Below are 23,429 nucleotides of genomic sequence, written 5' to 3'. Positions count from 1 at the left end.
CCACATGAGGTGGCGCTCTTAGCCTTCGTTCCTTTTTAAACACTCTGTGGGAATATCACATTTCTCTCTTTTTAGGTGATGGCTCATCGCTCAACCCCGCGGAAAGCGTCCGCCTGAAACGGAAAATTATATACTTTCTAATCTTTCAATAAAAGAAGAGATGTTACCATCTCTCCTTTTTTCATGTAAATAATAAAGCAAATAAAGGACATATAAAGGATCCTACTACCGCACTTAATGTCATGGAAACAGTACCCATGGACAATGCTTGCTCTCCATATTCTGATAGTTTAGCTACACCAATTCCATGAGATGCACTTCCCATCGAAACTCCTTTACTAATCACTTTTTCAATACGACAAATTTTATATATGATAGGCCCAGTTAACGCCCCAGTTAAACCCGCCAATATAACAAAAACCGCAGTTAACGATGGAATACCTCCAATCGATTCGGTTATTTGCATGGCTACTGGTGTAGTAATAGATTTGGGTAATAAAGATATGATCAATTCATTATCGAAGTTTAATAATTTCGCAAATACAATCACACTGATTAAACCTGAAAGCATTGCAACTATGACACTGATTATAATAGAAAACTTATTTTTTATTATTGTTTCTCTTTGTGCATATAAAGGATATGCCATACTTACAACAGCTGGACCAAGCATCGCATCAATCCATTTTGCTCCGTTCATATAGGAGTCATAAGAAACGTCGAAAATTTGTAATAAAATAATAACCGTTATTGTTGTGGTTAACACTGGAAGAAGTAGAGGGGTTGTAAATCGGGCATACACCTTTTTCATAACGAAAAAGACAAAGATTGTTCCTACTATCATCGTAACTTCACTCATGAGACAGACTCCTCTTTCGATTCTTTCCCTTCTATATATTGACAAACTCTTCCTGATACAATGATTGCCAAAATAGTACTTACAATAATTGTAAAGACTAGGAGCATTCCATTGAAAGATAAGAATTCAGGATAATTCATTACTCCAACAGTTGCAGGAACAAAAAATAATGCAAGGAGTCCTAATAATAACCCTGCTCCATCTTTAATTAGATTCACAGGAATTATTTTTGCATATAAACAACCTAAAAGTATCAATAAACCCATAATACTTCCCGGAAAATTAAAAGGTAATATTTGTACGATCAAAGACCCTACAAGGGAGAATAAATAAAGAATAATAACTTGAAATGCAATGCGAATATATTTTCCCATACATAATCTTAAAAAATGTAATCTTTTAAAGGTTTTCACCTCCTATAAACTAGTAACAGGAACATTCTACGCTTAATATGTTACGATATCCACGCCTCAAAAAATACCTCTGTGAAGAGCATTATCACAGAGGTAATACCACACGTGTTGATTAACCAAAAGTACCCAATAATTGCTTGCTAAAATGGTGATAACACACCAGGCACTATATGTATAGGGCTTTTTGGAGTGCTTGGAACTGAACGAGTTCTACACCATTATCGATATTTCTTGATGCGACAAAGTCGCTTCCTCCGCATTTTTCCGATAATCGTGTGGTAGTCGTTCGTCTGTCGCTCTCCATAGCTACTTGGGGTAATACAATTTATTCTTCTATTCCCTTAATTGTCTGGGGATCAATAAAGTCATAACCTTTTGCACGAAGACCTTCTACAATGTCTGTTAAAGCTTCTGCCGTCCATTTACGATCATGCATTAAGAGATTCGCCCCGTTTGTCAGATATTCCGTATTGACCATAATATCTGCTAAACTTTTAGCTTCCATATATTGTTTCTCCCAATCATAGCCGTACGTCCAATTCATCAGAAGCATGCCTTCTTGTTTTACAAGTGCTTTGCTAAAATCTGTATTTAGACCGAATGGCGCTCGGAAGAACTTTGGTTTTTCCCCAATCACAGCCTCTACTGTTTCATTTACTTTTAGTATCTCTTCTTGTTGCTGCGCTTCTGAACTATTTTTTAAATTAATATGTGTTTGCGTATGATTACCAATGGCAAAGCCCATATCGTATATTTCTTTTAAATTCGCTTTTTCGTCCTCTGTATCAATGAAATGACCATTTACAAAGAAGATGGCAGGTGCATTTAGTGATTTTAATGTTTTAGCCATTTCAAGAGCATATTTATCTGGAGCATCATCGATTGTAAGTAATACAACCTTCGGATTAGCTTCCCCAATTGGTTGGAATGTCCAATTAGCTGCATTTAATTCATAAAGCATCTCCGGCTTCTCTTCCACTACGGGTTTCTCTTCAATCACTTCTACTGTTTCTTCCAAATTCTCGCTAGAAACTTCTATTATTTCTTCCGTTTCCGTTTGTACAACTGGTTTTTCTTCTGTAACACCACATGCTGAAAGTACAAGCATTATTACAGCAAGTAATGTCCATTTTGTAAGATTCAATTAGATCACCATGTCCTTTCCTAACTATTCTAACATGTCAAAAAGAAAACCGTGTAGAAAATTTCTACACGGTTCACTCAGTATATTTAGTTATTTGAGACTTTTTTTCTTCTAAACTTTGCAAAAAATTCATATACCATTGGCACGATTATTAATGTAAGTAAAGTTGAACTTATTAATCCGCCGATTACAGTAATTCCCAACCCTTTTGATATTAAGCCACTACCTTCTGCTCCAATTGCAAGCGGTATTAGCGCCCCAATTGTAGCAAGTGCAGTCATTAAGATTGGGCGAAGTCTTGTCGATCCAGCTTCAAGAATAGCTTCACGAGTTGAGTGACCTTCTTTTTCTTTATGAATTACTCTATCAATTAATACAATCGCATTTGTGACAACAATCCCTATTAACATTAATAGACCAAGCATGGAAGATACACTTAGTGTTTCACCCGCAATCGCTAATCCAACTAAAGCCCCAATAGCTGTGAACGGTAATGAGAATAGAATCGCAAACGGTGCAAGTCCTCCGCCAAACGTTATGACAAGGATTAGATATACAATCGCAATCGCTGCTAGCATGGCTAAACCTAGTTGCGTAAATGCCTCCGTAATATCCGCTGTTACACCAGAAGTATTAATTTCTATACCTGCTGGAACATCTAACTTATCGATTTCTGCTTGAATAGCTTTAGAAGTTTTTGCTACATCTTTAGCAGTTAAAGTACCAGAAACACTCGCAAAGATTTTTCCTTCTCGACGATTTACAGTATCAGAACTTGTTCCTTCTTCTACATGTACCAGTTCAGAAATTGGAACTTCTATACCAAGTGGAGTTGCTATTGTTTCTTTTAATAAATCTTCTACTGATGTTTGTTTTTCAATCTTTTTATCAATATATACATCAAACGTTTGATCTTCTTTCGTAATCGTCGTTAGAACTTCTCGTTGCACATTTGGATTTAACTTCATCCCAATTTGTGCTGTTGTTAAACCGTATTGTGTTAGTTTATCTTGGTCTACTACAAAAGTATATTCTTTATAGGATTTAGATAAGCTTGTATTCACATCTTTGATATCTTTATTGTCCTCTAAAATAGATGCAATATCTTCTATAATTGGTTCAATTTCTTTTTTATTATTTCCATACACAAAATAACTGACTCCATTACTTGAACCACTTGTCGAGAAGTCTTGAGATTTCCATTCACCTTTTACATCAAATGATTGGATTTCTTTCATCACATCTTCTTTTACTTTCGTAAATTCTTCCGTTTCAGGATCAAATGTGATGTACATTAAGGAACCGTTAGAAGCTCCTGGGGCCATTGGATTTGCTCCACCAATGGATACTTGAACAATATCAACGTTCTCTTTTTCTAAGAAGTAGTTTTCTACTTGTTCGACACTCGCACTAACATCATCGGATGTTTCTCCAGCATCTGGTGTATACGTTACATACATTAACTTTTGCTCTTCATCTGGTAAGAAACTGACACCTACTATTGGAATCAGAAACAAACTTGCGACTAGCAATACAACTGCAGCTATAGAAGTAATCGCCTTGTGGTTTAACGCCCAATTTAAGGACTTTTTATAACCAGCAGCAAGTTTTCCTTGCGTTTCTTTATGAGAACCTGGACCTTTTTCCATATTCTTTTTGAATAAAGAATGAGCAAGCATCGGAACGATTGTAACCGCTACAAGTAATGATGCAAGTAATGCAAATACCATGGTTAATGCGAATGGTAAAAATAATTCTCCAACCATACCACTAACTAATCCTAAAGGTAAAAATACTGCAATAGTAACTAGTGTAGATGATAAAATTGGAACAAACATTTCTTTTGTTGCTTCACGAATTAAGTCCTTGCCTGTTAATTTTTCACTCGTCAAGTTCATTCTTCGATAAATATTTTCCACAACGACTATAGAATCATCAATAACACGTGCGATAGCTACCGTCATTGCTCCAAGAGTCATCATATTCAGTGTTATGTCCATTTGATTTAGTAAAATAAACGCGATTAAAATGGATAACGGAATGGAAATAATGGAAATGATGGTAGACTTGAAGTTACGTAAGAACAATAAGATGATAATTACCGCAAATAGTGCACCAAATAACGCTTTGCTCATCATTGTTTCCACAGAAGCCTCAATAGGTTCTCCTTGATCCAAGGTTAACTCAACATCTAAACCATCAAAATCTTTCTCTAAATCCGGAATCATGTCTTTCACAGCATTTGCTACATCTACTGTATTTGCATCTTGTGCCTTTACAATTTGAATAGCAATCGCTTCTTGCCCATTTGTACGTGAGATAGATTCTGCTTTACCAATAAATTCAATTTTAGCTATCTCTTTTAGAGTCACAGAAGACATTCCTGTAGGACTTACTACTGGAATTGGAAGGTTTTCTAGATCTGCTAATGTTGCAACTTTCCCATCTACTACAACTGACTGTTCTTCCTCAGAGAATTGGAATAATCCTAAAGGCATCGTTAAATTTGTACCTTGTATGATAGCTTTAACAGTTGCTTCATCTAAACCAATTTGAGCCATTTTCTTTTGATCAAAAACTAAACTAACTTCTTCTACTTGTTGTCCAGAAACAGCAACAGAAGATACACCTTCAATTCCTGCTATTTGAGGAACAATATCATTTTCGACATCATCTGTTAACGTAGCTAGATCTTTTTCGCTATTCGAAACGCTTAACGCAATAATTGGGAATGCGTTCATACTAATTCTTGCAATCGATGGATCTTGAACGTTATCAGGCTTTACTACATTGTCCAAAGCTGCTTTTACTTCTGCTTCTGCTTCTTTCATATCAATTCCATATGCAAATTCAATTTGGAGTGAAGATGCATTTTGAAAGGATGTAGAACTTACAGTTTTCACACCTTCTAGATTATTGACAGCTTTTTCAAATGGCTCAGATACATCCTTTGCCACTTGTTCCGGTGTCGCTCCAGGATAAACTGTCGTAACCGTAACTACTGGAATCGTAATATCTGGAATTGTTTCTAGTTTCATTTGTGTTCCAGCATAAATACCAGTAACAGTAATGATTAACGTTAATAGCCATACCGCTAATTTATTCTTCATAACAAAATTAATTATGGAATTCATTATTTTCCCCCACGTTTATTTATTTTGACTGGCTGGTCACTTTACTTTACAATAGTAAATGACCAGTCAGTCATAAGTCAACTAAAAAGAAAGTAGGTCCTAATATGCCTGACAAAAAAATATTAATTATTGAAAAAGCAGTCGAATTAATTGCAAAGAATGGCTTTGAAACAACTTCTGTACAAGAAATAACAGAAGCATGTGGAATTTCTAAGGGTGCATTTTATATATATTTCAAATCAAAAGAAAGTCTTCTAATTAGTATATTTGAATTATTTTCAGAAAGACTATCCGAAAGAATTTCTACTGTTTTTGAAATGAATATACCTGCAAAGGAAAAGTTACAAATGTTCCTATGTATACAACTTGAAGAAATCGATAAATACTCTGATTTTATTCTCATGCAACTTAGAGAAAATACAAAGCCTGACAATCGCGAGTTATTTAGTGTTATGACTCAAATGGACATGAAACTAAATGAACATCTACAAAACTTACTTGTCGGTTCTTACGGGGATAAGGTCTCCTTGCATTTAAAAGATTTAATTTTGTTAGTAAAAGGGATAACAAAAAGTTATGTAGAATTGATCGTTCTTTGCAAAACAAATTTTAATTATCGTGATTTAGCAAAATTCCTAGTTGATCGTGTTGACTCATTAGTTGCTGGCTTGACCACTCCATTTTTGACAGAAGACACAAAAAAACTACTTGATCGCTGAAAGAGTATTCAGCGACAAGTAGTTTTTTATTTATATTATTTAGAAAGGATATGAATTGGATGACCCATTACTACTTCCGCAGCTTCCATTGCAATTTCACCTAAAGTTGGGTGAGCATGAATAGTCATTGCGATATCTTCAACAGTCATACCAGCTTCAATAGCTAAACCAAGTTCAGCGATCATATCAGAAGCTCCTTGCCCTACGATTTGCGCTCCAAGAAGTAACCCGTCTTCTTTACGAGAAACAAGTTTCACAAAACCTTCTGTAGCGTTAAGTGCAAGTGCACGACCGTTTGCTCCGAATGGGAATTTCCCAGCAGCAACATCATAACCTTGTTCTTTCGCTTGCGCTTCTGATAAACCAACTGTCGCTAATTCTGGATCTGTGAAACAAACTGCAGGAATTGCTAAATAATCTACAACAGAAGTTTGTCCAGCAATTACTTCAGCAGCTACTTTACCTTCATATGAAGCTTTATGTGCAAGTTGAGGACCTGCAACAACATCACCGATTGCAAAAATATTGTTAATGCTTGTGCGACATTGCTTGTCTACTTCGATTAATCCGCGTTCTGCAAATTTAATACCTAATTCTTCTAATCCGATTTCATCCGTATTTGGACGACGACCTACAGTTACTAATACGTAATCAGCTTCTACTTTTTTCTCTTCTCCGCCAACTTCATATGTAACTACTACGCCATTATCAGATTCTTCTACACCTTTAGCAGATGCTTTAACAGCAATTTCAACGCCTTTTTTCTTCAGGCCTTTTTTAACTATTGTCGTCATTTGTTTTTCGAAACCAGCTAAAATATCATCGCCACCTTCGATAATTGTTACTTTAGAACCTAAGTTAGCAAACGCTGAACCTAGCTCTGTACCAATGTATCCGCCGCCAATAACTACCAAGTTTTCTGGAATCTCAGATAAACTTAAGGCACCTGTAGAGTTAATTACACGCTTTGTATATTTAAACGTCGGAATTTCTACTGGACGTGATCCAGTTGCGATAATCGCATGTTTAAATGTATATGTTTGTGCAGACTTTTCGTCCATTACACGAACTGTATTTGCATCAACAAAATAAGCTTCTCCACTAACGACCTCTATATTGTTTCCTTTTAATAAACCAGAAACACCACTCGTTAATTTTTTTACAACACTATCTTTGAAAGCTTGAGATTTTGTAAAGTCAATTTTCACGTCAGTTGCTGTAATACCCATTTCATCCGCATGCTTTGCTTGTTCAAAACGATGACCAACAGAAATCAATGCTTTGGAAGGAATACAACCTACGTTTAAGCACACTCCACCTATATGTTCTTTTTCAACTACTACAACTTTTTGTCCTGTTTGTGCAGCACGAATTGCAGCTACATATCCTCCGGGACCTGAACCTATTACTAAAGTATCTGTTTCAATCGGGAAATCTCCTACTACCATTTTTTTACGCCTCCATTAATAATAGTTCTGGACTGCTAAGCAAACGTTTCATATGGTTCAACGCATGTTGCGCAGTCGCGCCATCGATCATTCGATGATCAAAGCTCAAGGATAATGCTAACACAGGAGCCGCTACAATTTCACCATTTTTTATTACTGGTTTTTCTGAAATTCGACCAATTCCTAGAATTGCAACTTCTGGATGATTGATAACTGGCGTAAACCATTGCCCTCCAGCTGAACCAATATTCGTTATAGAGCAAGACGCGCCCTTCATTTCAGCAGAAGATAATTTACCATCACGTGCTTTAGTTGCAAGTGCATTAATTTCATCTGAAATAGCAAACACAGATTTGCGATCTGCATTTTTAATAACAGGAACTAATAGCCCTTTATCTGTATCCGCTGCAATACCAATGTTAAAATAGTGTTTTTGAATTACTTCATTCGTTGCATCGTCGTACGATGTATTGAATTGCGGGAACTCTCGTAATGCACTCACAAGCGCTTTTACCACATAAGGTAAGTATGTTAACTTAATGTTTTTCTCAGCAGCAATATCTTTGAACTTTTTACGATGTGCTACTAGCTCTGTTACATCTACTTCATCCATTAGTGTTACATGAGGTGCAGTATGTTTGGAATGTACCATTGCTTTTGCAATTGCCTTACGCATTGGAGATAGTTTTTCCCTTGTTTCTGGGAATTCACCTTCTAATGGAACTGGTGCAGATGTTTTTTCTTCTATCTTCGTTTCGTTTGTTGTTTCTTTAACCTCTGCTGAAGCAGAAACTTCGGCAGATTTTTGACCACCAGATAAGAATGATTCAATATCTGCTTTTAAAATTCGACCATTTTTCCCTGAACCGTTTACATCCGCAATATTTACCTCGTTTTCACGAGCAAATTTACGAACAGAAGGCATCGCTACGACACGTGTGTCCCCTTTAGGTTCTTGTTTGGACTCTTTTTTCACTGCTTCATTAGAAACTTCGGATTGTTTAGGCGTTTCCACAGCTTCTTTTTCGATCTTTTGACCAGCTTCTGCAGTTGCTTGAACTTGTGCTTCTGTTTGTTCTTCTTCGCTATGATCTCCTTTAAACTTAAGGTCCTCATATCCAGGAGCGTCTAACTTAATCAGTATATCTCCCACTACTGCTACTGTTCCTTCACCTACTAATACTTCCGTTACTTTTCCTTTTACGGGAGAAGGAATTTCTACAACAGCTTTATCATTTTGTACTTCACATAATATATCATCTTCTTGTACTTCATCACCAGCTTTTACAAACCATTTAACGATTTCGCCTTCATGGATACCCTCACCGATATCCGGTAATCGAAATTCAAACGACATAGTCTTCACCCTTTCTATAGTGAGTTTAAAATTAGAACGTTAAAACTTTTTTAGCTGTTTCTACTATATCCTTAGAATTAGGTAACCAAACAGTTTCTGCTTGAGAGAATGGGAATACTGTATCAGCAGCAGTCACACGTAGCACAGGAGCTTCTAAACTCAATATAGCTCTTTCTGTAATCTCTGCTACTACGTTTGCAGCTATACCAGCTTGTTTTTGCGCTTCTTGTACAACAATTGCACGATTTGTTTTTTCTACTGAAGCGATAATCGTTTCAATATCTAACGGTTGAATAGTACGTAAATCCACAACTTCTACCGAATGACCTTCTTTTTCTAACTCTTCTGCTGCTTTCAAACTCTCATGCACCATTGCACCGTATGCAATAATGGTTAAATCTGATCCTTCACGTTTTACATCAGCTTTTCCAAGAGGAATTGTATACTCTTCTTCTGGAACTTCTCCACGGAAAGAACGGTATAGTTTCATATGCTCTAGATAAATTACTGGGTCATTATCTCGTATCGCAGAGATTAATAAACCTTTTGCATCGTAAGGTGTAGAAGGAATAACCACTTTTACACCAGGTGTAGAAGTCATTAAAAGCTCTAAACTATCTGCATGCATTTCTGGAGTATGAACGCCTCCACCAAATGGAGAACGAATAGTTACTGGTGCATTAAATGCTCCACCTGTACGGAAACGCATACGAGCAAGTTGACCAGCAATAGAATCCATTACTTCAAATACAAATCCAAAGAACTGAATTTCAGGAACTGGACGGAAACCTTGTAATGATAGACCAACAGCTAATCCACCAATACCAGATTCAGCTAGAGGTGTATCGAATACTCTGTCTTCTCCGAATTCTTTTTGTAACCCTTCAGTTGCACGGAATACACCGCCGTTAACGCCAACGTCTTCACCGAAAACTAGAACGTTTTCATCATTTTTAAGCTCAGTACGGAGTGCATCCGTAATTGCTTGAATCATCGTCATTTGTGCCATCGGTTACTTCGACTCCTTCTCTGTATAGTAAGCTAATTGCTCATCTAAGTTATATGGGTTTTCTTCATACATGATATTAATTAAGTCAGTTACTTTTTGTTTTGGAGCAGCATCTGCTTTTTTAATTGCTTCTTTAATTTCTTCTTTTGCTTTTTCAATTATCGCAGCTTCTTTTTCTTCATTCCAAATACCTTTAGTTTCTAGGTATTTACGGAAACGAACTAATGGGTCTTTCTTTTCCCATGCAGAATCTGTTTCGGATGTACGGTAACGTGTTGGATCATCACCAGCCATCGTATGTGGACCATAACGGTAACAAAGTGCTTCGATTAAGCTTGGGCCTTCTCCATTAATTGCACGATCTCTAGCGTCCTTCGTAGCAGCGTAAACCGCTAAAGGATCCATTCCATCTACCAAAACACTTGGAATTCCAGCGGCAATACCTTTTTGAGCAATTGTTTTCGCTGCAGTTTGTAATTCACGAGGTGTTGAAATAGCGAATTGATTGTTTTGTACTATAAATACTGCTGGAACTCGGTAAGCACCTGCAAAGTTGATACCTTCGTAGAAATCACCTTGTGACGATCCTCCATCACCTGTGTACGTTATTGCAATCGCCTTCTTACCACGCTTTTGCATACCAAGCGCTACTCCAGCAGCTTGAATGAACTGTGCACCAATAATAATTTGTGGAGGGAATACATTTACACCTTCTGGAATTTGGTTCCCCATGAAATGACCACGAGAAAATAAAAATGCTTGCCATAAAGGTAAACCATGCCAAACGATTTGCGGCACATCACGGTAACCTGGTAAGATAAAATCTTCTTTTTCTAGAGCAAATTGGGATGCAAGCTGAGATGCTTCTTGACCTGCCGTAGGTGCGTAAAATCCTAGACGTCCTTGACGGTTTAAAGAAATAGAACGTTGGTCTAAAATTCGTGTATACACCATTCGGTTCATTAATTCTACGAGTTCTTCATCCGATAAGTTAGGGTTGGCTTGTTCATTAACAATTTCCCCTTCTTCGTTTAAAATCTGGAACATTTCAAACTTTTCTTCAATCTCATGAAGCGTTTTCATTGGATCCAACTGCGGTACTTTTTTTGCAGCCATAATAGCAACTCTCCTTTTCTTCTGTATTAAAATTTCTTAACATATAAAGTAATACAACAACATTTCACTCTTAGTATACTCAAGAATAAATCTATGGTCAATCATATGAAATAAACGTTTTTTTTGAAAGAATATTAGAAATACTAAATTCTGTACTATAGATAAATTATGTCTGTACTATATCAGATTAGTAGAATCATAAAAAAAGCAGCACCATAAAGGGGCTGCTTTCAGACTGTAGACAAACTCAATTTTTGTGGCTAGAGTTTTATATTAAATTCGGCAAGGACTACCACTTCGCTTTCCGTGGGCTTGGCTTCAGCCTCGGGCCAACACGAGGTTGGTCATGAAGGTGTTGCCGCAGGACGCGGCATTCTTAGCCTTCCTTCCTCAAGCGTTCCTGCGGGGTCTTCAGCTCAAGCTGTTCCCACAAGAGTCTTCGTGGTGGTCCTTGCCTTATAAACAATTTCTTATAGATATCCACTATCTTTACTTTTAATTAGATAAAGTAACCTCTTTAGGAATACTTATCGATATTATTATTCATAACAATGTATAAAAATACTTTTGTCGTCAAGCTGAAAGCAGCACCATAAAGGGCTGCTTTTCGCTTACTTATTTTCTGTTTGCAAAGAAGTAAAAACTTCTTCCTTCACTTGATTAAGCTTAGCGGTCAAATCATTAAAATTTTGTACCGATTGTTGCACTACTTCATTTTGCTTATTCACTTCCATCACTTGTTCTTGAACAGAGCTTATTTCCACATCTTCTTCTATTAACATGTTATATAAATTTTCTTGTAAGTCAGCAAGAGTAGTATATTGCACTGTTAAATTGTCATATGCATCATATCTATTTTTTAATGCTTCTTCCACTTGTTCAACGCTTGCTTTCTCTGATTCTTCTTTTGTCTCAGAAATTAGTATTTTAATATCTGCCAATTTATCTGATGCTTGATTAATTGCAGCTTTTTCTTTTTCTACTAATACTAATCTTTCTTCCAACAGTTTAGCTGTTTCCTCCACCTGAACAGTTAATTCTTCCTTTTGATCTTTAGTTAGTTCCATCATACTTTGAAAATTAGCTTGCTCTTTTAATTCTGTTTCTGCTAATAGCTTTTGTACATCTCTGTAATCAGATTCTAATTCATAGGTTTCCGATAGGATGTTAGACAATTTTTCTTCTGTTTTTCCCCCTAAAGAACATGCAGAAAGGAGTAAAACCACGCATACGAGTACAAAATATTTGATTTTTTTCATTTCTTAACCCCCTATATTCATTTCAACTATAATAGTTCTAGTTGTTAATATCAACTGACCATTTTTCTCTTTTTGTTTAGTAAATGTTCATTATTCGTTATAATAGTAATATGAAATTCGAAAGGACGATTAGAATGATTTTAATGCAAGATATCATTAGAGATGGCCATCCCACTCTACGTAAGAAAACACATGAAATGACATTCCCTTTATCGGAAGATGATAAAAAACTTGCTAATGACTTATTAGAATATGTAATAAATAGTCAAGACGATGAGTTGGTGGAGAAATACAAAATACGCCCTGGTATTGGGATTGCTGCTCCACAGGTAAACGCTGAAAAAAGAATGTTCGCACTTCATTTAACTGATGAAGATGATAATGAAGTTAGTTTTGTAGCTGTAAACCCCAAAATAATTAGTCACTCCGTGGAAAAAACGTATATTTCTGCTGGCGAAGGCTGTTTATCAGTAGATGAAGTAATTGAAGGATATGTTCCTAGATATGCACGTATTACAGCATCCGGCTTTCATCCAGATGGAACTCCTTTTAAGAAACGCTTAAAAGGTCTAACAGCTATTGCATTTCAACATGAATTAGACCATTTAAATGGGATTATGTTTTACGATCATATCAATAAAGTAAATCCTTATGCGGAAATTCCAGATGCAGTTCCTTATGATAGAAAATAAACAAAAACGGAGCCATTGTAAACAATAGGCTCCGTTTTTGTTTAATCTAGATCCGATAATCTTGGCATTGCAGAAAGTGCTCCAATTTTTGTCGCACAGATTGCTCCAAGTCTATTACCAAAAGAAATGTAGTCAATCCATTCTTCTTTTGTTTTTGGCTTTCCTTTTAAGTACATACTTGAAAGAATACCTGCCATAAAGGCATCTCCTGCTCCTGTGGTGTCCACTGGTACTACTTTTTCCACTTTAATATGTATAAGTTCATCGTCAATCACTGCAAAAGTACCATTTTCTCCTACAGTAACCAGGATAATCGGAATATGATATGGACGAAGCTTCTTAAGTCCTTCTTCTAATGACTCTGTTTCAGTCAAAAAGAAAAGTTCTTCATCTGTTAGCTTCAATAAATCTACAGAATGAAGAAATGAACGAATAGTGTCTCTACAAACTTCTTCACTTTCCCATCTTAATGGTCGAATGTTTGCATCAAACGACAAAAAAACATTTGCTTGATTAAATTGCTCCACAATTACATTTGTAGTTTTAAGTGCAGATGGGTGAAATAAAGTCCCTGAGCAAAAATGAAAAACGGAGGCTTGTTGGAATGCATCATTATTCAATGAAGAAAAATCAACCTGAATATTAGGCGTTTCATCCACATACGAATGAAAGATTCGGTCGTTATCCTCCGTTAAATGAACATATACCCCACTTACTCGCTTTTCAGGAACGACTTGAGCATATGTTAAATCCACCCCTTCGGAATCGAGCTCATTTTTTACAAACTCCGAAGTTTCATCATCTCCTAAAACAGTAATAATAGAAGATGCCGCTCCTAGTCTAGCAATTCCTGCTGCAACATTTACTGTAGCTCCACCTAAAAACATCGTAAATTCCATGTTTCTTTGGTCCTTTGCTATATAATCTACAAATGCATCACCATAGATCAGTATAGATTTGTTTGTCATTTCGTTCATAAAAGACTCCTTTAAATTAGCTTTAAATGCTTCATGGCATTTGTTAATCCGTTTTCTGATACATGGTCCGTAACAAAGGAAGCATGTTCTTTTAATTCCTGTACTGAGTTACCCATTGCTACTCCAGTACCTACATATTGAAGCATTTCTACATCATTTAATCCATCACCAAATGCTACCGCGTCTTCCTTTGTTTTCCGTATATGTGTTAATAGTTTTTCAATCCCGGTTGCTTTGGAAACTTCTTTAGGAAGTACGTCACAAGATACTCGATGCCAACGGACGAACTTTAACTTCGGAAATGCTTGTTCATATACCTTTTGTTCTTCTATATCACAAAAAATAAGCGCTTGGTGAATATCATTCGTTAAAAAAAAATTTTCACCCTTACGTGGAAACTTTATTTTTAATGTTGAAATACTTTCCACCACATCATGATGATCAGGTAAATTAGAAACCATTTCATCACTGTCCATGTACACTAATGGTTGCTCTCGTTCAGTAGCAAATTCGGTTAAATCCTGAAGTTCGCTTTTATCGATTATCCCTTTATGTATAATCTCCCCTTGAAACTGGACAATTTGCCCATTGTAACATATAAAAGAATCTATTTTTAGTTGTTCTAAAATAGATTGTGCGGTAAATGGTGACCTACCGGTTGCAATCACCACTTCATGGCCATTTCTTCTTGCTTTATCGATAGATTCTTCCACACCAATCGGAATGTTTTTATTACTATCTAAAATAGTTCCATCAATATCGAAAAATAACACTTTATTCACCATAAAAAAATCCCCTATCTAAAATGCGAATTATTTGACTTTTCAGTAAGAATCCTTTACACAATAAAATATTTTGTATATACTAAGTAATAAGGAGTGAAGTGCCATGTTGAAACGCCTTAAAAGAAAATGGTTGAGACGGCTCGGCGGAATACTCAGAAAAAAAACAATCGCTTAAATTCAGTGCCCTTCAAAAAATGAAGGGCTTTTCTTTATTTTAAAGAACTAGCGTGATAATATAAAGAGAATTGATTTATTTTGAACGTGAAAAAGGAGAGTATAAAATGATTTTTAAAGTTTATTATCAAGAAAATGCACTAGAGGTACCAGTTCGCGAAAACACTAAGAGTCTATACGTTGAAGCAGATTCAGAGCGTGATGTCCGTGCTCTGCTAAAAGATCGTAAATATAATATCGAACTAATTCAGTTGCTTGAAGGTAGTCATTTAGAGTACGAACAAGCAAGCCCGAATTTTAAAGTAGAGAAGATATAACCTATGAAATTTGTAAAAAATGATCAAACTGCGGTTTTCGCCCTCGGCGGACTAGGCGAAATCGGCAAAAACACTTATGGTGTTCAATTTCAAGATGAGATTATTTTAATAGATGCAGGGATCAAATTTCCTGAAGACGATCTATTAGGAATAGACTATGTTATTCCAGATTACACTTACTTAGTGAAAAACGTGGATAAAATTAAAGGGCTATTTATCACGCATGGTCACGAAGATCATATTGGTGGGATACCATACTTACTTAAACAACTAAATGTACCCGTTTATGGTGGTAAACTAGCTCTTGGTTTATTACGAAATAAATTAGAAGAACATGGCTTACTTCGACAAACGAAAATGCATGTAATAGAAGAAGCTGATGTGATTAAATTTAGAAAAACAGCCGTGAGTTTCTTTAGAACTACGCATAGTATACCTGATGCTTATGGGATTGTTGTTAAAACACCACCAGGTAATATTGTTCACACTGGGGATTTCAAGTTTGATTTTACACCAGTTGGAGAGCCAGCAAATTTAACTAAAATGGCTGAAATTGGTCGTGATGGAGTTCTATGTTTACTTTCAGATAGTACAAATGCGGAAATTCCTAATTTCACCATGTCTGAACGCAAAGTTGGAGAAAGTATGGATTCCATTTTCCGTAAAGTAAATGGCCGTATTATCTTTGCTACTTTTGCATCTAATATTCATAGACTACAACAAGTAACAGATTCTGCAGTACAACACAATCGTAAAATTGCTGTATTTGGTCGAAGTATGGATAATGCCATTACAATTGGACGTGAGCTTGGTTATATTACAGCTCCAAAAGAAACATTTGTTGATGTGAGTGCTCTAAATCGATTGCCTGCAAACGAAGTATTAATACTTTGTACAGGTAGTCAAGGTGAACCAATGGCAGCTCTGTCCAGAATTGCAAATGGTACACATCGTCAAATTCAGATTCAACCAGGAGATACTGTTGTCTTTTCTTCTTCTCCAATCCCAGGTAATAGAGCAAGCGTTAATCGTACGATTAACTTACTATTCCGTGCAGGAGCAGAAGTAATACATGGTTCTTTGAATAATATCCATACCTCTGGACATGGTTCTCAAGAAGAACAAAAACTGATGCTCCGATTGATGAAACCGAAATTCTTTATGCCAATTCACGGTGAGTACCGTATGTTAAAAATTCATACAGAGCTAGCTGTTGATTGTGATGTAGCTCCTGACAATACATTTATTATGGAGAATGGAGATGTTCTTGCTCTAAGTGCCAATGAGGCACATGTAGCAGGTCGTATTCCTTCTGGAGATGTATATATCGATGGAAGTGGAATTGGCGATATTGGTAATATCGTTTTAAGAGATCGTCGTATTTTATCTGAAGAAGGGCTAGTTATTGTCGTTGTGAGTGCAGACATGGAAAGAAAGAAAATAGTTTCTGGTCCAGATATTATCTCACGCGGATTCGTTTATATGCGTGAATCCGGTACAATGATTAATGAAGCACAGCAAATGTTAAATAAACATCTACGTTTCACACTTCAAGATAAACCAATTGATTGGTCTGAGCTGAAAAATGAAATTACAGATGTTTTGAGCCCATATTTATATGAAAAAACAAAGCGTCGCCCGATGATATTACCTATTATTATGGAAGTATAAAAATAAAAAAATGCCAGAGGAATATAGTTCCTTCTGGCATTTTTCTTTAGGAGAGCACTTTCTTTTCGAAACGATTAATATCTACATCTGCCCCAATGATAATAAGTACATCGTTTAACTGAAGCTTTTCATCTGCTTGTGGAGAGACAATAATGTTATTTCCTCGTTTAACTGCAACAATATTAATTCCATACGTTGCACGTATATCTAAATTTATAATAGAGTGTCCTGCAATTTTCTCATTTGCTATTATTTCTATAATTGAATGCTCATCAGAAAGTTCCAGGTAGTCAAGTACATTATTAGATATAATATTATTCGCGATACGGATCCCCATGTCTCGTTCGGGATGTACAACTTTATCTGCACCAATTTTACGAAGTACTTTTTCATGATAATCATTTTGTGCTTTCACCGTAATTTTCTTCACGCCAATTTCTTTTAGCATTAAAGTAGTTAAAATACTGGATTGAATATCATCTCCAATAGCAACAATCACATGCTCAAAATTTCGAATACCAAGAGACTTCAAGACAGATTCATCTGTTGTATCCGCTACAACTGCTTGCCGTGCAATGGAAGCAAATGCGTCTACGCGTTCAGACACTTTGTCTATCGCCATTACATCCGCGCCTTGATCGACTAATTCTTTTACAATACTTCCTCCAAATCGACCTAATCCAATTACAACAAATTCTTTATGCATACACTAGCCTCCTAGAAATCCAATGCACCTAGTTTAACACAACCTAGTTCTTTCTGCGAAGAGTTGCCGTAGAAGTATTAAGAACAAAAAAATGGTTCTTCCTAATATTTTTTTGATTCATTCATAAGAAGCACTAAACGTTTTTCTAACATTTTCAATCCAAGCTCTCCAATTTGGATATGTCGTAATAATCCTTGCTTATCAAACAAATAATAAGTTGGAACTACTCGATTTTGATATTTTTGTGTAATCTCTAAATTATGATCTAGACAGATTGGGTTGGTCATATTCATTTGAAAAGCCTTCGCTTGGATAAGGCGATTATTAACATCCTCTTTTGACCTAGGCATATGCACTCCAACGAGCTTAAATTTATCACCATAAATTCTTTTCCAATCATTAATGATTTTAAATGCCCCTTCACAAACATGGCAACTCACTGACCAAAAGTGAACTAGAATAGGAACCTCTCCTATTAAATTCAACTTTGTTACATTTCCATTCATCCATTGAGTAGTCCGAGAAAACTCGGGTAACTCCTCTCTTAAGCGCATTCATTTCTCCCCTTTTCCTTTCGTCCACATTTAGTTTATGCACCACCCAAATAACTGTCCCCTGTTAAAAATCCAATTGGAAAAAATATTTTTAAAATAATTCATATAAGTTGTTAAAGTAAACTTAAAGTTGTGTTAAAATAAACTTTATTTTATAAGATAGCTCTGCATCTTATTTAGAAGGAGCCTTATAATTATGCAAATAGGCAAAAAAATTAAAAGATTACGTTTGGAAAAAGGATTAACCCAAGAAGAATTAGGTGAAAGAACTGATTTAAGTAAAGGATTTATTTCTCAATTAGAAAGAGATATTAACTCACCTTCCATTGAAACGCTTTTTTCTATTTTAAATGTGCTGGGTTCTAAACCAAAAGACTTTTTTGATGACGAACAGGCTCGAACAAAGGTTGTGTATGAAAAAGAAGAACAAACGATTTTTGTAGATGTAGAAAAGAAATATAAACTTCACTGGCTCATATCTGAATCAAATGAAAATGAAATGGAACCAGTACTTATTTCTTTAGGAACAGGTGGACAATTTAAACAGTTCGAGCCCTCCTTATCCCAAACGTTTATATTTGTATTACAAGGAAAAGTGGAGTTAACACTAGGTAAACAACATTATTTTGCTTCTAAAGGGGAATCTCTCTATTTTGATGCATCCGATCACCATCTATTACAAAATGGTTCTGATGAAGATGCACAAGTAATTTATGTCGTTACAAATTCTTACTTATAAGAAGAGCGTTAGGCGATTTGTGGAATGGATAGATAATTGTAAAAAGCTGATACTTACTTATCAAATAGGCTCTGTTAAATTAGAGGGAACTGAAAAAGTGTCCCTCTAGCCGCTAAGAGAATTTAGCAAATAGTTCCTACAAAAATCCGGATTTTCGGCAGGTAACTACACGCATGATCGTTTAACAGAGCCCTAAAATAAAAATTGGAGGTTTATTATGACAGAGACACCCATCATTCGTTTCGAGAATGTGACAAAAAACTATGACGAAGAAACTACTGTTTTAAAAAATATTAACTTTGAGTTAGAACGTGGTAAATTCTACACTTTACTAGGACCATCTGGTTGTGGAAAAACGACCATTTTGCGATTAATAGCAGGCTTTATGCAGCCATCTAGTGGAAGCATATATTTCAATGGGAAATTAATTAATAATGTACCCGCAAACGAAAGACAAGTTAATACAGTATTTCAGGACTATGCCTTATTTCCTCACTTAAATGTTTTTGAAAATATAGCATTTGGACTTCGTATAAAAAAATTAGGAAAAAAAGAGATTGAACAAAAAGTTTTAGAAGCACTCAAGTTTGTCAACTTAAGTGGATATGAAAATAGAGAAATTGCCGAAATGTCGGGTGGTCAAAGACAACGTGTAGCAATTGCCCGCGCAATCGTAAATGATCCTGAAATCATTTTACTAGATGAGCCACTTTCAGCTCTAGACTTAAAACTACGTTCTGAAATGCAATATGAGCTTCGCGAGCTTCAACAAAGACTTGGCAAGACTTTTATTTTTGTTACACATGACCAAGAAGAAGCACTGGCTATGTCTGATGAAATCTTCGTTTTAAACGCTGGTAATATCGAGCAAAGTGGAACTCCAATGGATATTTACGATGAACCAATTAACCGATTTGTTGCAGATTTTATTGGAGAATCTAATATCGTTTCCGGAACAATGGTAGCTGACTTCCGTATACATATCGGTGGAAAAGAATTCGAATGTGTCGATCAAGGGCTTAATCCAAATGAAAAAATAGATGTTGTCATTCGCCCTGAAGACTTAGAAATTACTACAGTTGAGAATGGAAAAATGAAGGTTAAAGTAGATACACAGTTATTTAGAGGAGTTCACTACGAACTCTCTACTTATGACGATGAAGGAAATGAATGGCTTGTTCATTCTACGAAAAAAGCAGAAGTTGGAGAATTTATCGGGCTAGACTTTGACCCAGAAGCTATTCATGTTATGCGTCTAAATGAAACAGAAGAAGAATTTGATAAGCGACTTGAGTCTTATGGAGAAGACGCTTATGCAAACTAAAAATACGAAGAGGTTTTATTTAATACCTTATTTTGTTTGGATTGTTCTTTTTGTAATTGCTCCAATTGCTTTGATCACCTATTATTCTTTTTTCGATTTAAGCGGTAATTTCACATTAGACAATTATAAAAACTTCTTTACTTCTGTCTATTTAAAGTTAACTCTTAGTTCTTTCTGGTATGCATTTCTTATTACTCTGTTTTCATTATTTGTGGCATACCCAACTGCTTATCTACTGACAAAAACAAGACATAAACAGTTATGGTTATTACTTATCATCATTCCATCTTGGATTAACTTACTTTTAAAAACGTATGCATTCATTGGAATTTTTGGATTGTACGGACCGGTTAATGCATTTTTAAATGTTTTTGGTATGAAGGAAACACAAATATTATTTACAGACTTTAGTTTTATTTTTGTATCTGTTTATATTTTTATTCCATTTATGATCTTACCTATCTTTAACTCTCTTGATAAATTAAACCCATCGTTAATCGATGCGAGTAGAGATTTAGGTGCTTCCAGTTGGACAACCTTTTCAAAGGTTATTTTCCCCTTAACAGTAAATGGGGTTAAGGCTGGAATTCAAGCGGTATTCATTCCTTCCCTTTCGCTATTTATGATTACGCGATTAATTGCGGGGAACAAAGTAATTACACTAGGAACTGCTATTGAGCAACAATTTCTAGTAACTCAGAACTGGGGAATGGGTTCAACAATTGCCGTGTTCCTAATTATATTTATGGTCATTATAATGATTATTACTGGTCAGAGAGACAAGGGGGCTACTTCTAATGGAAAAAACTAGTAGAACAGCAAAACTGTACTTAGTCCTTGTTTTTGTCATTTTGTATGCACCCATCTTTTACTTAATCTTTTACTCTTTCAATAGTGGCGGCAGCATGAATGATTTTGAATCTTTCACGCTAGAACATTACGCTGCTGTGTTTTCGGATACACGACTTATGATGATTCTTATTAATACGGTGATTGTAGCGCTTCTTTCGGCACTACTATCTACAATAATTGGAGTATTTGGTTCGCTCGGTATCGTTTACATGCGTAACAAATCGCTACGTAATTCCATATTATCGTTAAATAATGTATTAATCGTAAGTCCTGATGTTGTAATTGGTGCTTCTTTCTTAATCTTATTTACGATGATTGGAGTGAAACTTGGATTTGCATCCGTTTTAATTTCACATATTGCTTTTAGTATTCCAATCGTTGTGCTTATGGTATTACCTAAGCTGCAAGAAATGAATAGCTCATTAATAGACGCGGCCGCTGATTTAGGTGCTACTAAAAGAGATATATTAACACGCGTTATTATTCCATTTATCAAACCGGGAATTTTTGCAGGTTTCTTTCTAGCACTTACGTATTCCTTAGATGATTTTGCTGTAACCTTTTTTGTAACAGGAAATGGTTTTAGCACACTTTCTGTTGAAATATACTCGATGGCACGTGCAGGCATCACTCTAACGATTAATGCATTATCCGGCATAATCTTTATCGTGACACTTGTTCTCGTTGTGGGTTATTACTTTATAAGCCAACGCGGGAAAAACCCTATCGGAATGGGGGTACGAAAATGAAAGACATACTTAGAGCGTCGATAGCTATCTTGATCGTTTGTATCGTTTTATTTATAGTAAATGATTATTTGGATAAAAGCTCTGGTAAGGCTGGTAGTGATACGGTAACTATATTTAACTGGGGAGAATACATCGATCCAGATTTGATTGCTCAGTTTGAAGAAGAATCAGGCTACCGTGTTGTGTATGAAACATTTGACTCAAACGAAGCAATGATGACGAAAATAGAGCAAGGTGGTACTTCGTATGATATTGCGATTCCTTCTGAATACGCAATTGAGAAAATGAAGGAAAAAGATTTACTTCTTTCGATTGATCATACAAAGATTCCAAACTTAAAAAATATTGACCCTTACTTTTTAGATTTATCATTTGACCCCAAAAATAAATATTCGATCCCATATTTCTGGGGAACAGTAGGAATTGTTTTTAATCCTACATTGCTCGATGGACAAACTTTTGAAAGCTGGGAAACACTTTGGGATCCTTCTTTAAGAGGGCAAGTTCTTTTAGTTGATGGTGCTCGTGAAGTTATTGGAATGGGACTAAATAGTTTAGGATACTCGCTAAACTCAACAAATGAAAAAGAATTACATGAAGCAGTAGAGAAACTGAAAAAGCTTTCTCCAAACATTAAGGCAATCATTGGAGATGAAGTAACTCAGCTCATGATAAACGAAGAAGCTGCTGTAGCACTCACCTGGTCTGGTCAAGCAGCGGATATGATGTGGGAAAATGAGGAACTTGACTATGCTGTTCCTAAAGAAGGATCGAACTTATGGTTTGATAATATGGTTATTCCTAAAACAGCAGCTAATATAGAAGGTGCTCATGCATTTATTAATTTCATATTAGATGCAGAAGTTTCAGCTCAAAATGCTGATTATGTCGGTTATTCTATTCCAAATGCAGCTGCGATGGAGTTAATGGATGAAGAGGTTACTTCCGATGAGCGTTTTTATCCTTCTGTGGAACAACGGGACAACCTAGAGGTATACAATAATCTTGGCCTTGAAATGCTTGGTAAGTACAATGAATTATTTTTAGAATTTAAGATGAGCTCAAACTAATAATTAGAATCGTCTTTTTATAGGCGATTCTAATTTTTTTATTCTTAACACACGTGTTGATTAACCAAAAGTGCCCAGTAATTTGCTTATTAACATTTTCCAAACTATCTCGGTTTTCTTTTGAGCGTTGTAGGTACGTAACGGACAAATCTCCACAACAGGATAATCGAAAATAGTTTAGCCCTCTAGTAATCATTTCGTCCAAACCGAACCAAAAACGTACAAGGGCAAAATGGAATCCTTGCACATTTCTTGTGAAATTTTAATGGGGAAAATTGGATAATCAACAGCCGTGTTCTCTTAATAAACAATTAATAATAATTCGTGATACGAAAGTTTTTATTCTTCTAGGAATGTGATA

General features: G+C 35.7%; 22 protein-coding genes. 9 read left to right on the top strand and 13 right to left on the bottom strand.

Features of this window, described 5'->3' with window-relative positions; all coding sequences use genetic code 11:
* Positions 1 to 181 precede the first annotated feature (181 nt).
* The 4 genes from MHB48_RS05380 to MHB48_RS05365 form a co-directional block, all read right to left on the bottom strand.
* Positions 182 to 859, bottom strand: a complete 678-nt coding sequence (locus MHB48_RS05380) for an LrgB family protein (RefSeq protein WP_342600517.1) — start codon at positions 857 to 859, stop codon at positions 182 to 184.
* A complete protein-coding gene (locus tag MHB48_RS05375; protein ID WP_342600516.1) occupies positions 856 to 1,233 on the bottom strand; it encodes a CidA/LrgA family protein in 378 nt (125 codons plus the stop codon). Before MHB48_RS05375 ends, MHB48_RS05380 begins: the two co-directional genes overlap by 4 nt.
* Before the next feature lie 364 nt (positions 1,234 to 1,597).
* Positions 1,598 to 2,416 (bottom strand): polysaccharide deacetylase family protein, encoded by an 819-nt coding sequence (locus tag MHB48_RS05370; protein ID WP_342600515.1) that lies wholly within the window; start codon positions 2,414 to 2,416, stop codon positions 1,598 to 1,600.
* Between the two features lie 86 nt (positions 2,417 to 2,502).
* Positions 2,503 to 5,550, bottom strand: a complete 3,048-nt coding sequence (locus MHB48_RS05365; protein WP_342600514.1) for an efflux RND transporter permease subunit — start codon at positions 5,548 to 5,550, stop codon at positions 2,503 to 2,505.
* Positions 5,551 to 5,654: 104 nt separating this feature from the next.
* On the opposite strand from MHB48_RS05365, the gene MHB48_RS05360 reads away from it, so the two are divergent.
* A complete protein-coding gene (locus MHB48_RS05360; protein WP_342600513.1) occupies positions 5,655 to 6,269 on the top strand; it encodes a helix-turn-helix domain-containing protein in 615 nt (204 codons plus the stop codon).
* A gap of 35 nt (positions 6,270 to 6,304) precedes the next feature.
* On the opposite strand, the gene lpdA is transcribed toward MHB48_RS05360, so the two are convergent.
* The 5 genes from lpdA to MHB48_RS05335 form a co-directional block, all read right to left on the bottom strand.
* On the bottom strand, positions 6,305 to 7,717 hold the full coding sequence (gene lpdA, locus MHB48_RS05355; RefSeq protein ID WP_342600512.1) for a dihydrolipoyl dehydrogenase: 1,413 nt from the start codon (positions 7,715 to 7,717) through the stop codon (positions 6,305 to 6,307).
* Between the two features lie 4 nt (positions 7,718 to 7,721).
* On the bottom strand, positions 7,722 to 9,074 hold the full coding sequence (locus tag MHB48_RS05350; protein ID WP_342600511.1) for a dihydrolipoamide acetyltransferase family protein: 1,353 nt from the start codon (positions 9,072 to 9,074) through the stop codon (positions 7,722 to 7,724).
* A gap of 31 nt (positions 9,075 to 9,105) precedes the next feature.
* A complete protein-coding gene (locus MHB48_RS05345) occupies positions 9,106 to 10,083 on the bottom strand; it encodes an alpha-ketoacid dehydrogenase subunit beta (protein WP_340918651.1) in 978 nt (325 codons plus the stop codon).
* Between the two features lie 3 nt (positions 10,084 to 10,086).
* Positions 10,087 to 11,199: a pyruvate dehydrogenase (acetyl-transferring) E1 component subunit alpha gene (gene pdhA / locus MHB48_RS05340; RefSeq protein WP_342600510.1), complete on the bottom strand. Its 1,113-nt coding sequence runs from the start codon at positions 11,197 to 11,199 to the stop codon at positions 10,087 to 10,089.
* A gap of 611 nt (positions 11,200 to 11,810) precedes the next feature.
* The gene (locus MHB48_RS05335; RefSeq protein ID WP_342600509.1) at positions 11,811 to 12,458 is read right to left on the bottom strand and encodes a YkyA family protein; all 648 of its coding nucleotides are present in this window, start codon (positions 12,456 to 12,458) and stop codon (positions 11,811 to 11,813) included.
* Positions 12,459 to 12,592: 134 nt separating this feature from the next.
* On the opposite strand from MHB48_RS05335, the gene def reads away from it, so the two are divergent.
* A complete protein-coding gene (def, locus tag MHB48_RS05330; RefSeq protein WP_342600508.1) occupies positions 12,593 to 13,150 on the top strand; it encodes a peptide deformylase in 558 nt (185 codons plus the stop codon).
* A gap of 41 nt (positions 13,151 to 13,191) precedes the next feature.
* Here def and MHB48_RS05325 read toward each other — a convergent pair whose 3' ends face one another.
* Together MHB48_RS05325 and MHB48_RS05320 are read right to left on the bottom strand one after the other, a co-directional pair.
* The gene (locus MHB48_RS05325) at positions 13,192 to 14,127 is read right to left on the bottom strand and encodes a carbohydrate kinase (RefSeq protein ID WP_342600507.1); all 936 of its coding nucleotides are present in this window, start codon (positions 14,125 to 14,127) and stop codon (positions 13,192 to 13,194) included.
* An 11-nt stretch (positions 14,128 to 14,138) separates the two neighbouring features.
* A complete protein-coding gene (locus MHB48_RS05320) occupies positions 14,139 to 14,912 on the bottom strand; it encodes a Cof-type HAD-IIB family hydrolase (RefSeq protein WP_342600506.1) in 774 nt (257 codons plus the stop codon).
* A 281-nt stretch (positions 14,913 to 15,193) separates the two neighbouring features.
* Here MHB48_RS05320 and MHB48_RS05315 point away from each other — a divergent pair, with 281 nt between their 5' ends.
* Entirely contained in the window at positions 15,194 to 15,403 is a 210-nt protein-coding gene (locus MHB48_RS05315; RefSeq protein ID WP_342600505.1) for a DNA-directed RNA polymerase subunit epsilon, read from the top strand.
* Positions 15,404 to 15,406: 3 nt separating this feature from the next.
* On the top strand, positions 15,407 to 17,074 hold the full coding sequence (rnjA, locus tag MHB48_RS05310; RefSeq protein WP_340918637.1) for a ribonuclease J1: 1,668 nt from the start codon (positions 15,407 to 15,409) through the stop codon (positions 17,072 to 17,074).
* A gap of 46 nt (positions 17,075 to 17,120) precedes the next feature.
* Here the strand turns inward: rnjA and MHB48_RS05305 are convergent, their stop codons facing one another.
* Entirely contained in the window at positions 17,121 to 17,780 is a 660-nt protein-coding gene (locus MHB48_RS05305) for a TrkA family potassium uptake protein (protein ID WP_342600504.1), read from the bottom strand.
* A 101-nt stretch (positions 17,781 to 17,881) separates the two neighbouring features.
* Positions 17,882 to 18,334 carry a TlpA disulfide reductase family protein gene (locus MHB48_RS05300; RefSeq protein ID WP_342600503.1) on the bottom strand — a complete coding sequence of 151 codons (453 nt, stop codon included), beginning with the start codon at positions 18,332 to 18,334 and terminating at the stop codon, positions 17,882 to 17,884.
* 196 nt (positions 18,335 to 18,530) lie between these two features.
* On the opposite strand from MHB48_RS05300, the gene MHB48_RS05295 reads away from it, so the two are divergent.
* The 5 genes from MHB48_RS05295 (at position 18,531) to MHB48_RS05275 (ending at position 23,068) form a co-directional block, all read left to right on the top strand.
* Positions 18,531 to 19,073: an XRE family transcriptional regulator gene (locus tag MHB48_RS05295; RefSeq protein WP_342600502.1), complete on the top strand. Its 543-nt coding sequence runs from the start codon at positions 18,531 to 18,533 to the stop codon at positions 19,071 to 19,073.
* Positions 19,074 to 19,290: 217 nt separating this feature from the next.
* Positions 19,291 to 20,397: an ABC transporter ATP-binding protein gene (locus MHB48_RS05290; protein ID WP_342600501.1), complete on the top strand. Its 1,107-nt coding sequence runs from the start codon at positions 19,291 to 19,293 to the stop codon at positions 20,395 to 20,397.
* Positions 20,387 to 21,208 carry an ABC transporter permease gene (locus tag MHB48_RS05285; RefSeq protein WP_340918626.1) on the top strand — a complete coding sequence of 274 codons (822 nt, stop codon included), beginning with the start codon at positions 20,387 to 20,389 and terminating at the stop codon, positions 21,206 to 21,208. Before MHB48_RS05290 ends, MHB48_RS05285 begins: the two co-directional genes overlap by 11 nt.
* Complete coding sequence (locus MHB48_RS05280) at positions 21,195 to 21,998, top strand: ABC transporter permease (RefSeq protein WP_342600500.1); 804 nt, start codon at positions 21,195 to 21,197, stop codon at positions 21,996 to 21,998. Before MHB48_RS05285 ends, MHB48_RS05280 begins: the two co-directional genes overlap by 14 nt.
* On the top strand, positions 21,995 to 23,068 hold the full coding sequence (locus MHB48_RS05275) for an ABC transporter substrate-binding protein (RefSeq protein ID WP_342600499.1): 1,074 nt from the start codon (positions 21,995 to 21,997) through the stop codon (positions 23,066 to 23,068). Before MHB48_RS05280 ends, MHB48_RS05275 begins: the two co-directional genes overlap by 4 nt.
* Positions 23,069 to 23,429 lie beyond the last annotated feature (361 nt).

This window comes from Psychrobacillus sp. FSL H8-0483, from assembly GCF_038637725.1.
Lineage (GTDB): Bacteria > Bacillota > Bacilli > Bacillales_A > Planococcaceae > Psychrobacillus.
This window is presented reverse-complemented; position numbering and strand designations above follow the sequence as displayed.

What these genes read in the sequence shown, in the direction of transcription:
- MHB48_RS05300 (WP_342600503.1), bottom strand. Translation starts at nt 18,334, where the DNA reads ATGCGCTTAAGAGAGGAGTTACCCGAGTTTTCTCGGACTACTCAATGG.
- MHB48_RS05305 (WP_342600504.1), bottom strand. Translation starts at nt 17,780, where the DNA reads ATGCATAAAGAATTTGTTGTAATTGGATTAGGTCGATTTGGAGGAAGT.
- MHB48_RS05315 (WP_342600505.1), top strand. Translation starts at nt 15,194, where the DNA reads ATGATTTTTAAAGTTTATTATCAAGAAAATGCACTAGAGGTACCAGTT.
- MHB48_RS05375 (WP_342600516.1), bottom strand. Translation starts at nt 1,233, where the DNA reads ATGGGAAAATATATTCGCATTGCATTTCAAGTTATTATTCTTTATTTA.
- MHB48_RS05360 (WP_342600513.1), top strand. Translation starts at nt 5,655, where the DNA reads ATGCCTGACAAAAAAATATTAATTATTGAAAAAGCAGTCGAATTAATT.
- MHB48_RS05285 (WP_340918626.1), top strand. Translation starts at nt 20,387, where the DNA reads ATGCAAACTAAAAATACGAAGAGGTTTTATTTAATACCTTATTTTGTT.
- MHB48_RS05350 (WP_342600511.1), bottom strand. Translation starts at nt 9,074, where the DNA reads ATGTCGTTTGAATTTCGATTACCGGATATCGGTGAGGGTATCCATGAA.
- def (WP_342600508.1), top strand. Translation starts at nt 12,593, where the DNA reads ATGATTTTAATGCAAGATATCATTAGAGATGGCCATCCCACTCTACGT.
- MHB48_RS05295 (WP_342600502.1), top strand. Translation starts at nt 18,531, where the DNA reads ATGCAAATAGGCAAAAAAATTAAAAGATTACGTTTGGAAAAAGGATTA.
- MHB48_RS05335 (WP_342600509.1), bottom strand. Translation starts at nt 12,458, where the DNA reads ATGAAAAAAATCAAATATTTTGTACTCGTATGCGTGGTTTTACTCCTT.
- MHB48_RS05275 (WP_342600499.1), top strand. Translation starts at nt 21,995, where the DNA reads ATGAAAGACATACTTAGAGCGTCGATAGCTATCTTGATCGTTTGTATC.
- MHB48_RS05365 (WP_342600514.1), bottom strand. Translation starts at nt 5,550, where the DNA reads ATGAATTCCATAATTAATTTTGTTATGAAGAATAAATTAGCGGTATGG.
- MHB48_RS05280 (WP_342600500.1), top strand. Translation starts at nt 21,195, where the DNA reads ATGGAAAAAACTAGTAGAACAGCAAAACTGTACTTAGTCCTTGTTTTT.
- MHB48_RS05345 (WP_340918651.1), bottom strand. Translation starts at nt 10,083, where the DNA reads ATGGCACAAATGACGATGATTCAAGCAATTACGGATGCACTCCGTACT.
- MHB48_RS05320 (WP_342600506.1), bottom strand. Translation starts at nt 14,912, where the DNA reads ATGGTGAATAAAGTGTTATTTTTCGATATTGATGGAACTATTTTAGAT.
- pdhA (WP_342600510.1), bottom strand. Translation starts at nt 11,199, where the DNA reads ATGGCTGCAAAAAAAGTACCGCAGTTGGATCCAATGAAAACGCTTCAT.
- MHB48_RS05380 (WP_342600517.1), bottom strand. Translation starts at nt 859, where the DNA reads ATGAGTGAAGTTACGATGATAGTAGGAACAATCTTTGTCTTTTTCGTT.
- MHB48_RS05290 (WP_342600501.1), top strand. Translation starts at nt 19,291, where the DNA reads ATGACAGAGACACCCATCATTCGTTTCGAGAATGTGACAAAAAACTAT.
- MHB48_RS05325 (WP_342600507.1), bottom strand. Translation starts at nt 14,127, where the DNA reads ATGAACGAAATGACAAACAAATCTATACTGATCTATGGTGATGCATTT.
- lpdA (WP_342600512.1), bottom strand. Translation starts at nt 7,717, where the DNA reads ATGGTAGTAGGAGATTTCCCGATTGAAACAGATACTTTAGTAATAGGT.
- rnjA (WP_340918637.1), top strand. Translation starts at nt 15,407, where the DNA reads ATGAAATTTGTAAAAAATGATCAAACTGCGGTTTTCGCCCTCGGCGGA.